The 12,740-nt window shown below is 53.4% G+C and carries 9 protein-coding genes; 2 read left to right on the forward strand and 7 right to left on the reverse strand.

What is annotated here, in order from left to right; translation table 11 throughout:
- Positions 1-20 precede the first annotated feature (20 nt).
- On the forward strand, positions 21-1,247 hold the full coding sequence (locus G4V39_RS00740) for an iron-sulfur cluster carrier protein MrpORP (RefSeq protein ID WP_166031108.1): 1,227 nt from the start codon (positions 21-23) through the stop codon (positions 1,245-1,247).
- Here the strand turns inward: G4V39_RS00740 and G4V39_RS00745 are convergent.
- A complete protein-coding gene (locus G4V39_RS00745) occupies positions 1,244-2,398 on the reverse strand; it encodes an AAA family ATPase (protein ID WP_166031109.1) in 1,155 nt (384 codons plus the stop codon). The genes G4V39_RS00740 and G4V39_RS00745 overlap by 4 nt on opposite strands.
- A 122-nt stretch (positions 2,399-2,520) precedes the next feature.
- On the opposite strand from G4V39_RS00745, the gene G4V39_RS00750 reads away from it, so the two are divergent.
- Complete coding sequence (locus G4V39_RS00750; protein ID WP_166031110.1) at positions 2,521-3,990, forward strand: metallophosphoesterase family protein; 1,470 nt, start codon at positions 2,521-2,523, stop codon at positions 3,988-3,990.
- Here G4V39_RS00750 and G4V39_RS00755 read toward each other — a convergent pair.
- From G4V39_RS00755 to G4V39_RS00780, 6 genes are read right to left on the reverse strand one after another with little or no spacing between them, the layout of a single operon-like run.
- Positions 3,987-5,102, reverse strand: a complete 1,116-nt coding sequence (locus tag G4V39_RS00755) for a 4Fe-4S dicluster domain-containing protein (protein WP_166031111.1) — start codon at positions 5,100-5,102, stop codon at positions 3,987-3,989. The genes G4V39_RS00750 and G4V39_RS00755 overlap by 4 nt on opposite strands.
- Before the next feature lie 14 nt (positions 5,103-5,116).
- Positions 5,117-5,545: a hydrogenase iron-sulfur subunit gene (locus tag G4V39_RS00760; protein ID WP_166031112.1), complete on the reverse strand. Its 429-nt coding sequence runs from the start codon at positions 5,543-5,545 to the stop codon at positions 5,117-5,119.
- An 8-nt stretch (positions 5,546-5,553) separates the two neighbouring features.
- Positions 5,554-8,544 (reverse strand): 4Fe-4S binding protein, encoded by a 2,991-nt coding sequence (locus G4V39_RS00765; protein WP_166031113.1) that lies wholly within the window; start codon positions 8,542-8,544, stop codon positions 5,554-5,556.
- A 13-nt stretch (positions 8,545-8,557) separates the two neighbouring features.
- On the reverse strand, positions 8,558-8,923 hold the full coding sequence (locus tag G4V39_RS00770; RefSeq protein WP_166031114.1) for a gamma-glutamylcyclotransferase family protein: 366 nt from the start codon (positions 8,921-8,923) through the stop codon (positions 8,558-8,560).
- A 3-nt stretch (positions 8,924-8,926) separates the two neighbouring features.
- Complete coding sequence (locus G4V39_RS00775) at positions 8,927-9,343, reverse strand: hydrogenase iron-sulfur subunit (protein ID WP_166031115.1); 417 nt, start codon at positions 9,341-9,343, stop codon at positions 8,927-8,929.
- An 8-nt stretch (positions 9,344-9,351) separates the two neighbouring features.
- Complete coding sequence (locus G4V39_RS00780) at positions 9,352-12,732, reverse strand: FAD-dependent oxidoreductase (RefSeq protein WP_166031116.1); 3,381 nt, start codon at positions 12,730-12,732, stop codon at positions 9,352-9,354.
- Positions 12,733-12,740: the final 8 nt, after the last annotated feature.

Below are 12,740 nucleotides of genomic sequence, written 5' to 3' on the forward strand. Positions count from 1 at the left end.
AAATATTTAGGAGGATAACAATGGCCGAAGAACCAAAGTCTGCCGCCGGCAGCCTCATTCTTGAACAGCAAGATAAAAAAATAAGGGAGCGTCTGGCCCGAATAGAGAACAAACTTCTGGTCCTCAGTGGAAAGGGTGGGGTAGGGAAAAGCACTGTAGCCATCAACCTAGCCATTGGTCTCTCTCTTCAGGATTTTCACGTAGGGCTTCTTGATGTCGATCTTCATGGTCCCAACGTGCCCAAAATGCTAGGTCTTCGAAAGGGTAAACTTCAGCGGCGTCCTGACGGCTCTCTGGGACCCATTGTTTATTCCCCCAATCTTAAGTTTATCTCCATTGAGCCCCTTCTTCCTCGAGAGGACGCCGCCGTTATCTGGCGCGGACCGATGAAAATTTCGGCCATCAGGCAGTTTATCTATGATATAGACTGGGGTGATCTTGATTATTTGGTTATTGATGCCCCGCCTGGTACCGGTGACGAACCTATGACCGTAGCCAAGACCATTCCCGATGCCTACGCTGTTATTGTCACCACTCCTCAGGAGGTCTCTCTTATCGACGTTAAAAAGTCCATCAGCTTTTGCCGTCACGTAAACATGCAGATTCTGGGAGTGGTGGAGAATATGAGCGGCTTCATTTGCCCTCACTGCGGCAAAGATGTCGATCTCTTTAAGGTCGGCGGGGGGGAACGTCTGGCCAGAGAGCTAGGAATTCCCTTTTTGGGGCGTATCCCTGTAGATCCTCGGGTGGTGGCCGCTGGAGATGCTGGAAAACCCATGATCGCTGCCTATCCCGAGTCAAAGACCGCCGAGGCCTTTGAAAACCTGGTGCGCAACGTGATTGCTGTCACGCAACAGATGAACAAAGATCGCCAAGAAGGCCGCATTATGCGGATTGCCATGCCTGTAGATGGCCCTCGGCTTTCGGAACACTTTGGCCAAGCCCCTCTTTTTGCCTTCTACAATGTTGAGGGTGGCCGGGTGGTGGCCAAAGAGGTTCTTAAGCCCCCTCCACACGAGCCCGGGGCCATTCCCCGCTGGCTTTCGGAACAAGGGGCCACTCATGTTATCGCCTCTCATATAGGAGCCCGGGCCGTTGAACTTCTTAAGGAGGCGGGGATTCAGGTCCTCCCCGGGGCCCCTAAAGAGAACGCCGATCAGGTGGTGGAGAGCTTCCTTAAAGGGGAATTCAAAGGAGATGAATCGGCCCTTTGCCAACACGAGGAGGGTCGGGCCTGTACCCATTAGTGGCTCCTTAGCCAGATAGCAAACATGGGGTCAACCAGGCACCACCCCCCCTTATCCGGTGGCCAAACAAGCCCCAGGTCCTCCAGATTTCTTAGGGCTACGCTTACCGTGGAAGGGGCCAGGTTGTAAGGATGAAGGAGGGCTCCAGAGAAGCGCTTCACTGGTCCTTTCTGGGCCAGAAGCTTCAAAATTTGACGAGCCCGGGGTTGCCGGGCCAGAGTATCCCAAACAAGTTCGTACTCTGGCGTGAGCTGAGTTACGGCCTCACTAAGGACTTCTCTAAAGAAGATCTCCTCATCTGTGGGGGGTCTTTCCTTCAGCAGACCGTAGGCCACTGAGCCAAGAAGCTGAAGTATATATGGGTGTCCTTTACTGGCCCGAGCAAGCTTCTCCAGTATGACCTGGGAGATAGGGGCCTTTGCGGCCCTGAATCGCTTCTCAAGAAAGTCTCGGCAATCTTTCTGGGGTAGGGGGCCTAGCTCGTAAAGTTTGGCCGCCCGGAAAAATGGTCTGCCAGATTCGGAAAACATCGCCCTCAGGAGCCGATGCTTGCTACCGGAGAAGATAAAGGCTGTCCGGGGAAGGGATTCAGCTATCCTCCGGAAGAGGGCCTCGGCCCGGCCCTCAAGACCGGGCAGAAAGAGGACTTCTTGAAATTCATCTAGAGCAACCACCGCCTGTTTTCTCCGGCGAGACACAAAGCTATTAAGGCCCGCCAGAATATCTTCAAGATCTCCTTCTGGCTCATCAGGACGGAGGGTAAAGCTATAAACTGGCGCCCCGGTGACCGGATCAAGGCCAAACTGAATCCCTACCCGCCGAAAAAGGCGAGTGGCCTGACGAAAGGCCCGGGACAGGCCTCCCAGGGATTCCACCATGGCCGACGTGGTCGCCCGGGCCAGAGAAGTGACAAGTTCTTCTAGAGAACTTATCCCCATAAGGTTGAGATAGACACAGATCACCTTCTGTTGGGCCAAACGATCTAAAAGGACCTTGATGAGCGATGACTTACCCAGACGTCGGGGGCTATAAAGGGCCACACTCTGAGAGCCAAGCAGATCTGACTCTAACCGGGCCAGCTCCTCATAACGATTACAAAAGAGCTCATCAGAGACTATCTTCCCGACTACAAAAGGAGTTTTCAATATCATTGAATTTTTTAATACACCTATAACGTTTCAAAATCAATGAAATGCTTGTTTTCTGTATTTTCTGATTGACTGGTTTCTTCTCTCCTGTCTATGCTTTTATTAACCCCCTAAAAGAGGTGGCCATGGCTCGATATCCGATCCGGTATCTTTGTCTTTCTGATATTCACCTGGGGGAAGAGGACGGACTTTTAACCAACCTTGTTCCCGGCCAGGATGAGGTTGATCCCCTGCGCCCAAGCCCTGTCCTTATGGCCCTCTCGGATGCTCTTTCCGAGCTGGTCAGGGCCGCAGATGAACTACCATCCCTTATCATTCTAGGAGACGGCCTAGAGCTGGCTCTCTCCGGTCTTAATCAGGCGGCTATGGTTTTTGAACGTCTCCTGGAGGTCTTCTTCTGTGGACCAGAGAGGCTTTTTAAAGAGATCATCTATATTCCAGGAAACCATGATCATCACATCTGGGAGGTAGCCCGAGAGGTCCAATATGCCGGCTATATAGCCCGACAGCACCCTCAGGGCTCCCTTTTGCCCCCGGCCTGGCATCATTCACGGATGTTTATGGACAAACCCCATTACTGGGTAAAACCGCTCTTCCTTGAGGCCTTCGTTCACCGAATAAAAGGGCTTGAAGACCTTTCGGTAAAAGTGGCCTATCCCAACTTTGGTCTATTAAATAAAGAGACTAAAAAGGCTGTTTGCTTCCATCATGGTCATCTCTTAGAGCCCATATATCTCCTTATGAGTATTCTCAAAAATATCCTTTTTCCCCAGGGAGAAGCGCCGGAACAAATTGAACAGATAATCTCCCGGATATATGCCGAGATGGATATTGATCAGATAGAAGGGGAAAACTTTGCCTGGATAGACTTTTTCTGGTCCACCATGGGACGCTCTGGTGAAGCTGGCGAGAAAGTGGAGACTATCTACGAAAGGCTTCAGAGTCTGGAAAGTTTAAAGGAGATGATAGACCATCTGGCCCAGGCTATAGCCCAAAAACTCGATATCCCTTATATCCCCGGTGACTTTTTGGAGAAAAAGGCGGTAGAGGTTTTCCTTAAAACCTTGATAGAAAGAGGCCTGGCTCAAGAGCGTCACAGGCCAGAGATGGCTCTGGCCCCCGAACTTTCCTGGACCATGTCTGCTTATCTATCTGGTCCTCTTAAACGACAGCTCACTGAAGAATCAGACGTTGATCCGGCCGACCTGGATCTTTGTTTTGTCTTTGGTCACACCCATAAACCATTCTCTCGCCTCGAAAGGGTTCCTGCTTTCTCTGGTTGGACCAAGGTCTATAACACTGGAGGCTGGGTGGTAGATCGCTTGGAACCTCTTCCGGTCTATGGAGCTAGTCTTATTTTGGTAGATGAGGCCCTTAATGTAGCCGCCCTTAAACTTTTCACTCAGGGCCGCTGGGGGCCGCCTGAGCCCGTAGAGGTCCGATCTCCGGAGGCCAGAGAGAGCCCCCTTTTCCAGTGGCTAAAGGGCTTTGATTTCCAGAGCGACCCGTGGCTGCGTTTGGTCAGACTAGCCCAGGAGGCCGTTGAAGTCCGGGCAGCCCACCTGAGACGCCGGGCCCTACTAAAACGACCTTAAGGGTGCCAGATATCCCGATAGGGGGCCTCAACTTCTTTAAGCTCCTCTTCCTGATAGACACTAAAGGGCAGAGGATCCGTAAGTGATCTTCCCGGTCGGTAATTAAACAATTCTTGGCTTTTTTGGGCCGCCAGAGAGAAGAGCTGGGCAATGGGCAGTCCTGCCGGACAGGCATCCTCGCACTGTCCACAGGAAACACAGGAGAGACTCATGTGATTCATTCGCCCCAGATGGAAAAGAAGCATATCCGAAGGTAGCCTCAAACCATTTTTACGCCTCGCCCGGCGGAGATAGTTGTCGGCAGAGCCTTCAAAGGCTGGAGAGTCAAAGAAACACTGCCGGCAATAACAGATAGGACAGACTCGCATACAGCTATGGCAATTAATGCAGGAGGAAAAAAAATCAAGGAGCCCGTCGGCTCCGGAAAATCTTTGATAAAGATCCCCTAGCTGTTTTTCTCTTTGAGCCTGGCGTTCAGCTCTGAGGCCATCAAGGGCTTCGGTCCGGGAAAGAAGGTCTCCAGCCTCTCCGGGAGACCGGGAGAGAATTTCCTCACCCCTTGGGCTGAATGCCAAAAGGGCGGTCTTTCCAGAGGGAAACCCCAGAGAACCGAGAACCAGGTCGAAGCCTTCTCCTGCCTGGTGAAGGCACATCTTACAGCTGGGGCGATATCCAATAAGCTCCTCCGGCCGCCGGAGAAAAGTCTCAAGAAGGGTCTTCCTATCTCCCTTTTGCCAGACTTTAAGGCTGATGACGCCGGGACAATCCAATCCAATGGTTAGAAGACCATCTAGGTGGGCTTGGCGAAGTTTTACTAACTCCCTGAGAGCAGCCATTTCACAGGGACGAAGCACCACGGCTATAGACTGGCCGACAGGACCACGGATAGTCATGCGAGAGACAACCAGGGCCATTTGATGGGCCATGAGCGGCGGGGCAGGCCAACTTTGAGCGATAGCCTCCAGATCCCGGGTTAGGGCAGGGACAAAAGACCGATATCTAGGCAGGGCCATATGAACAAGGGCTCCTTTAATAAATCCCTCCTTAAGAAGCCAGGAAAGGAGGTCTCGGGCAGCCTGGTTGAGGTCTCCGTTCCAGAGGAGAGTCTTCATGATTTCCTCCCTCATCAGGTGTCCCATCTCTGTTTCCAGGGATTAGGTCCTATTTTGGTGATATGATGATTGAATTCTTTGGCTGTATCGGCCAGTCGTTTTCCTTCACCGTGGGCTACCCACCGCAACCAAATCCGCTCTGCCTCCAGTCCCAGAGCGGCAAAAATGGTCTTTAAGACAGCAATCCGACGTCGGCCGCGGAAATTGCCTGTATTGTAATGACAATCTCCCGGATGACAGCCGCTCATGACAAATCCGTCGGCTCCTTCAATGAGGGCTCGGAGAACATAGACCGGATCAAGGGCCCCGGTGCACATGACCCGAAAGGGACGGACATTTTCGGGATATTTGAGGCGAAAGGCCCCTGCGGTCTCCGAACCTCCAGAGCCACACCAGCTACACAGGCCATAGATAATTTGGGGGACAAATTTTTCTTTATTCATGCTTCACCTCATTCAAGAAGGGCATCAATAGCCGGCATTATCTGCTCTCCCCGGGCATCCCGAAGGTAAGCGGCCTCCGAGGGACAGGCCACCAGACAGGCCCCACAGGAGTCACAAAGAAATGGTCGTACCCGAACGACTCTCCTGTCGGGATCAAGTTCTCTGGCCCGGTAGGGACAGACCTCGACACATAGCCCGCATCCAACACACCTGCTCTGGTGAACTTCGGAGACAAACATGGCGTTGGGAGGAGGAAGCTGGCCCTTGGGCAACAACACCAGGGCCCGTCCGGCGGCATCTTTAGCCGTAAGCACAGCCTCAACTACCGAACGTGGCGAATGGGCCAGCCCCACAGGGAAGATCCCGTTTGAGGCCAACTCAAAGGGTTTCATTAGACGTTTGATAGCCTCCTCAAAAGGACAGGCGCTGGTCTCTGTCTCAAAGAAACCCTCAGGATCCAGGCGACATTCAAGGAGTTTGGCCAGACGACGGTTGGTTTCAAGATCAGGCTCAACTCCCACCGAGAGAACCAGGGCCTCGGTGCTCAAGGTAACTTCTTTTTCTTTTGAGAGATCAAAGACGGTGATCTTAAGGGCCTTGTCTTCGGCCTTAACCCGAGGATAGTTCCTTTCTGGGAAACGAATGAAGGCAATGTCTGCCTCCTGGGCCTGACGGAGATAGTCCGCTTTGAAACCATAAGTATTAAGGTCTCGATAAAGAATGGTGACCTTCTTTCCCTGCTGGCGAAGCTGGAGGGCGTTTTTAAGGGCCTGAGAGCAGCAGAAGCGAGAACAAAAGGGCCGGGCAGAATTTCTTGAGCCTACACATTGGATCATAACTACCGATTCGGCCGAAATTCTCTTATCAGCCAGGGCCTTTTCTAATTCTCGCTGAGTCATTACCCGGGGGTCTTTGCCATGCAGGAAGGCCCCTCGAGGGTTAAAGGGCTTAGCGCCGGTGGCCACGACAACCACCCCGGCCGAGATCTGGCTCACCTTTTCTCCCTGGATTACTTCGGCCATAAAGTGACCAGCATATCCCCACAAATCTCTTATCTCTGCCCCCTTAAGGAGGGTTATTTGCGGGTGATTTTCTACCCGTTTGGCCAGGTTTTTAACGAAGGTGGCCAGATCATTTCCTTCAAGATCAACCGGGAGGTCCCGGGCCAAGCCACCAAGTTCTTCTTCCTTCTCCACCAGAGTTACCGGAAAGCCCCGTTCGGCAATGGTGATGGCCGCCGTCATTCCGGCCGCCCCACCACCAATAACCAGGGCCCGCCCTTCAAAGCTGTCGGTAGGAGGTGGGGCCGCCTGGGCCCGACGCACCTTTTCCACCCCCGCGGCCACCAGGGCCAGGGCCTTATCCAGCATCTTTTGGCCATCTTCATGGACCCAGATGACATCTTCCCTCAGACGCAAGATTTCAAGAAGCAGGGGAGAGAGGCCGGCCATCATCACTGTCCGGCGGAACCTAAGAAGCTTTTGGAGGGGAGTGCAGACCGCCAAAACCACCCGGTTGACCCCAGAGTCTTTAATTTTGCTGGCGGTCTCCTGCATGGTGGCTGGAGTGCAACAGGCTTTGATGATTTCTACATGGGTAACCCCAGGAAGATTTTTGATTCGCTCAGCCAGGGTCTTGAGATCAAGACTTTTTTCAAACTCCCCAAAACAGGAACATAAAAACACCCCGGTCTTGGGTTCCTCCCCAGAGACAGGACGAAGTTTTGGGGGTGTCGGTGGAGTGACATTGGGGCTTCCCAGAAACTCAAGAACCTCACTGGCTACTCCATAGGCCTCCCAGACTGTCTCCGGATTGCCTTTTGGGCCAGTAAACTCGCCCACGGCAAAGACTCCGGCTACATTGGTTCTTCCGGCAGAAAAGGGCTCCACCCAGCAGAAACCGTGTCCATCATCCCGAATTCCAAAAAGTTTGGAAAGATAATCCATCTGGCTGGGAGGGACCTGACCGGTAATCAGGATCACCAGATCAGCCTCAAACTTATCCCTTTGGCCTCCCAGCTGATAAGAAATGAGGAGTCCCTTATCGGGAGTTTCTTCCAGAGAAAGATAGTCGGCCCGAAGGATCCGGGCCCCGGAATCAAGGGCCTTTTGGTACCAGAGATAATGTCCCTTGCCGAAGCCCCTGAACTCCCGAAGAAAGACGACCACCTCGGTCTCGGGCAGGAGATCCCGAATTTTCCAGGCCCGATAGACGGCAGAGACCGAACAGTTGTAATTTTCATACTCTATTCCGGTGCGGTTATACTGGGGAGTGACGATTATGGCTACTTTTTGGGGAATGGCTCCGTCTGAAGGCCGCTCTAAGGAACTTTTAACAAAATTGGTGAGTAGAGAGCGTCGGGCCAGATCACTGTTTTTAACTACGTTGATATACCTTCCATAACCAAACAGAGAAAGGTCTTCTCTCCCCGGCTCATCGAACTCTGGAGCAAGGATGATGGCCCCGGCTTTGATCTCGATAATCTCTTCCGGTCGATCTAGCTTAAGGGCCCCGGTAGGGCAGACCTTCTCACATTGTCCGCAACCGGTGCACAGATCCTTGTCAAGGAGGAAGATATTCTCCCAGCCCGGCTTGGGTAGACAGAATATGGCCCGCCGTTTTTCCCCGGCCACTTCAGTTTCTTCCGGGCAGGCCCGAATACAGGCCTCACATTCAGTACAGGCGAAGTTATTAACTACAGGATCACTTTTCTTAAACTTTACCCGGAAGGCCCCCGGTCGTCCGGTTACCTCCAGGATCTTAGCATTGTAGAAAACCTGAAGGGCCCCTAGGGCGATGAACATCCGCTGGGGCATGGCCCCACATACCCAGCAGAAATCAAGGGGGAGCTGGGAGAGAAGCTGGTTGCGATACTCGTCCACATAGGTGCCCCGGTTGAGGAGGACACACTTGTAGCCCATCTTACCGAGGGCATAGGCGGTCCGATACCCAGAAAGACTGGTGCCGTAAATAAGAACCGTGCTTTCCTTCTTTGCCATAGGGCTCCCCCCCTTAAGTTTTTTCTCCCACCCAATGGCCACTAGAAATTTTTATGGCTTCGGCCAGGGAACCAATGTAGACGTAAGTCCAGGCCTCTTGTCTCCCCCCAACCTCTCTTTCCACCCCAACCCTGACTCTCCTGTACTCCCGCCCCTCATCTTCGAGCTGATCAAGCACCTTAAGGGTGGTCTCATCAATTAAGTAAAGCTCTCCTTCCACCTTAGCCCCCTTCTCGGGGACAATGCCCGGATACCAGGAGACTTTATAGAGACCAAAGTTTCGAAGCTTGCCCCGCCCCAGATATTTAGCCCCCTTAAGGTGACCGTGAAGCCTTTCGCCTCGTTTCAGGGTGCCATAGACAAAGACCACCTCGCCCATGGTTCAGAGGAGATATTCTTTGGCTCTGTTGGGCCCTATGGCTTTGAGCTCCCGCGTAAATTCCTTCACCACCTGGGCCAGTTTAGTTCCTTCGGAGGCCGAAATCCAAGAAAGGCGCACCCTTTGGGCCTCAAGGCCTAGAGTCTCAAGAAGTCTGTGGATCATGGCCAGGCGACGTCGAGCGTGATAGTTTCCTTTTTGATAATGACAATCTCCCGGGTGGCACCCAGCCACCAGAACGCCATCCGCCCCCTCAAGAAGGGCCTTGATAACAAAGACTGGATCCACCCGGCTGGAGCACATCACCCGGATAATCCGGAGCCCTGCCGGATACTTTAGCCGGCTTACCCCGGCCAAATCGGCGGCCGTGTAAGAACACCAGTTGCAGAGAAAGCCGACTATCTTGGGTTCTTTCTCCATGATCCCTCCTAATAGAGGATCCCCTCAAGCTCGGAGATAATCTCGTTGTTTCCGAAGTGCCTGACTCCTATAGCCTTACTCGGACAGGTGCTGGCACACAGACCGCAGCCCTTGCACAGAACCTCGTTTACCTGACAAATCCTATTAGCCGTGTCATAGGTGATCGCCCCAAAGGGACAGACAGAAAGACACTGCCGACAGCCCACGCAAAGGTCAGGGTCTACCACCGCTGAGGTAGGCTCTAGCTCCACCCGGCCCTTCATGATGAGGGAAAGCGCCTCACTGGCCGCAGCCGCCGCCTGGGCCACTGTATCAGGGATGTCTTTAGGCCCCTGGCAGCAACCGGCAATAAAGATACCATCAGCGGCCGTAGCCACAGGAGCCAGTTTGGGATGAAGTTCGCTAAACCAGCCATCAGCATCCTGGTTAATACCCATCAGGTGGGCAATCTTCTCAGCCCCAGAGGCTGGCTCTAAGGCTACTGACAGGATAACCATGTCTGTAGGAATACGCCTTTGGACCCCGGCTAAGGTGTCTTCCACCACAACAATAAGTTTACCCTTTTCGTGTTTATAAAGAGCGGCATCGGTCACCTCAGCCACCCGCCCCCTAATAAAATGAACTCCCTCCTCCTGGACCCGGTTATAGAATTCTTCATAGCCCTTTCCGGGCGCTCGAATGTCAATATAGAATTCCCAGACCTCGGCTCCGGTCTTTTCCCGGACAAGGTGGGCGAACTTCATGGAGTACAGACAACATACCCGGGAGCAATACCGGTGGGTCTGCTCGTCTCGAGAACCAACACAGTGAATAATAGCTACGGATTCTGGACGACGGCCGTCTTTGAGTCTGATCTCCCCTCTGGTAGGTCCGGAGGCATTGTTGAGCCTTTCAAACTCCAGGCTGGTATATACCTCCGGGAGGCGGCCATAGCCATAGCGGCGAAGACCAGAGGGGTCAAAGGCCTTGAAGCCGGTGGCCACAATAATGGAGCCCACCTCAAGTTCTAAATCCTGGCCCTGATCCTGATGGTCTATAGCCTGGGCTTCACAGACCTTAAGGCACTCCAGACATTCACAACAGCCGGCACAGTCCAAACACCGATTGGCCTCAGCTTGAGCTTCTTTTTCGCTTAAAGTCAGTTCCACCTCGGCAAAGCTGGTCAATCGCTCTTTCAGAGACCGCCGGGGCAGAGTGATAGGCTGACTCTTGCGCGGTGAACGTCTACTTAAGACCTCTTTGGTGGAGACGGGCCGCTGGCGAAGGTCAAACTCTAGCCCCTTTAGCGCCTGACCAGAAAGATAAGCGTCAATATAAAAGGCGGCCTTCCTCCCCTGAGCAATAGCCCGAACAACGCTTCCCGAACCGGTTACCAGATCGCCACCGGCAAAAACCCCGGGGACTGAAGTCATCAGGGTGGCCTTGTCCACCAGAATGCTGCCGTCGGTCTTGGTCTTCAGAGAAAGCCCCTGGATAAATTCTTCATCTGGCGTCTGCCCTAGGGCCAAGATGGCGGTCTCGGCCGGAACAGTAAACTCTGAACCTGAAAGGGGGATGGGTTCCGGACGACCACTTCTGTCTGGCCGGCCAAGTCGCATTTTCTGACATCTCAGGCCCACAAGGCGACCATCACGACCTTCAAAGGCCAAAGGGGCAACCAGAAATTCAAACTCTATCCCCTCTTCTCTAGCCTCAGCTATCTCTTGGGGGAAGGCCGGCATCTCTTTTTCGGTGCGGCGATAGTAGATGGTTACCCGGCGGGCCCCAAGCCTTAGAGCGCAGCGGGCGGCATCTATAGCTGTATTCCCTCCACCAATCACAGCCACCGTCTCCCCCACCTTATTTATCTGACCGGTATTGACCCTCCTGAGAAACTCAAGGGCGTAATAGACTCCGGCTAAATCCCCTCCCGGAATCTCAAGACGGTGCTCTTTATTCAGACCGGTGGCTAGAAAAAGGGCGGCAAAATCTTCTCTGAGCTCTTGGATTCTGTCTGGATCTATCCTCTGGCCGCAGCGAATCTCTACCCCCGCTTGCCGAATAAGTTCAATCTCCTGATCAAGAAGGCTGTTAGGTAAACGATACTCAGGGATGCCGTAACGGAGCATGCCTCCAGGTTGTTTCTCGGCCTCGAAGACCACCACCGGGTGGCCAGCAAGGGCCAGATAAAAGGCGCAGGCAAGCCCTGCCGGCCCGGATCCCACTATGGCCACCGGACGGTCTTTTTTCTTCTTGGGGACCGGAAAGGGAGGAATTGGGCCTACATTTTGATAATACCAGTCAGCAATGAAACGCTTCAGGGCCCGGATCTGAACAGCCCCTCCGGCCTTCTCCCGACTACAACGTCGCTGACAATAGGCCGGACAGACACGGCCCAGGGCTCCGGGGAATACGACCTTTTCCATGATCTTGGCAAAGGCCTCTTTATATTTGCCTCGACTGGCCAACCTGACGTAAGCATGGACATTGATTCCCGCCGGACAGGTTACCCGACAGGGGCTTAGGCCCTGTTTGTCTATTATCGCCACATTGGGCACAGCCTGGGGGAAAGGTTTATAGATAGCAGGTCGATTCTGAAGCCGGCAATCGAACTCGCTGGGAAGGGACACGGGGCAGACTTCAAAACAGGCTCCACAGCCGGTACACCGCTCTTCGGAGACATATCGGGGACGACGGCGAACCTTTACCTTGAAGTGGCCCACATAACCGGAGAGGTCGGTAATTTCACTCCAGGTAAGAAGGCGAATTTTTTCATGTTGCCCTACAGAGACCATCTTTGGGGTGAGAATACAGGCTGCACAGTCCAGGGTGGGAAAGGTCTTATCAAAGCGAGCCAAGTGCCCCCCGATGGAGGGCTCTCTTTCCAGGAGATAGACGGTCTTTCCAGCCTCGGCAATCTTTAGGGCCGCTTCGATTCCAGCAATACCCGCCCCAACTACTAGGACTTGATCCTTAATCTCTACTATTTGAGGGCTTAACGGCTTATGCTGCACAACCCTATAGACGGCAGCCTTGAGAAGATCTTTGGCCTTTTCTGTGGCCAGATCCAGATCTTCCGTCACCCAGGAGACCTGCTCCCTGATGGAGGCCATCTGGAAGAGATATGGGTTAAGGCCAGCCCGCTGGCAGGCCTCTCGGAAGGTCTTTTCGTGCATCCGCGGTGAACAGGAGGCCACCACGACTCGATTAAGTCCTTGACTTTTGATGTCCCGGATAATTAGTTCCTGACCAACGTTAGAGCACATGAACTTGTAGTCCCGGGCCACGGTTACGTGTTCCAGGCGTGAGGCAAACTCCCGAACCTCATCCACCCGGACAACACTTGCAATGTTAACCCCACAATGGCAGATATAGACGCCTACCCGCGGCCCTGTCCTTCTTCTGTCCATGATCCCTC

Origin of the sequence: Thermosulfuriphilus ammonigenes, from assembly GCF_011207455.1 — a bacterium.
Taxonomy (GTDB): domain Bacteria; phylum Desulfobacterota; class Thermodesulfobacteria; order Thermodesulfobacteriales; family ST65; genus Thermosulfuriphilus; species Thermosulfuriphilus ammonigenes.

What these genes read in the sequence shown, in the direction of transcription:
- G4V39_RS00740 (WP_166031108.1), top strand. Translation starts at nt 21, where the DNA reads ATGGCCGAAGAACCAAAGTCTGCCGCCGGCAGCCTCATTCTTGAACAG.
- G4V39_RS00745 (WP_166031109.1), bottom strand. Translation starts at nt 2,398, where the DNA reads ATGATATTGAAAACTCCTTTTGTAGTCGGGAAGATAGTCTCTGATGAG.
- G4V39_RS00750 (WP_166031110.1), top strand. Translation starts at nt 2,521, where the DNA reads ATGGCTCGATATCCGATCCGGTATCTTTGTCTTTCTGATATTCACCTG.
- G4V39_RS00755 (WP_166031111.1), bottom strand. Translation starts at nt 5,102, where the DNA reads ATGAAGACTCTCCTCTGGAACGGAGACCTCAACCAGGCTGCCCGAGAC.
- G4V39_RS00760 (WP_166031112.1), bottom strand. Translation starts at nt 5,545, where the DNA reads ATGAATAAAGAAAAATTTGTCCCCCAAATTATCTATGGCCTGTGTAGC.
- G4V39_RS00765 (WP_166031113.1), bottom strand. Translation starts at nt 8,544, where the DNA reads ATGGCAAAGAAGGAAAGCACGGTTCTTATTTACGGCACCAGTCTTTCT.
- G4V39_RS00770 (WP_166031114.1), bottom strand. Translation starts at nt 8,923, where the DNA reads ATGGGCGAGGTGGTCTTTGTCTATGGCACCCTGAAACGAGGCGAAAGG.
- G4V39_RS00775 (WP_166031115.1), bottom strand. Translation starts at nt 9,343, where the DNA reads ATGGAGAAAGAACCCAAGATAGTCGGCTTTCTCTGCAACTGGTGTTCT.
- G4V39_RS00780 (WP_166031116.1), bottom strand. Translation starts at nt 12,732, where the DNA reads ATGGACAGAAGAAGGACAGGGCCGCGGGTAGGCGTCTATATCTGCCAT.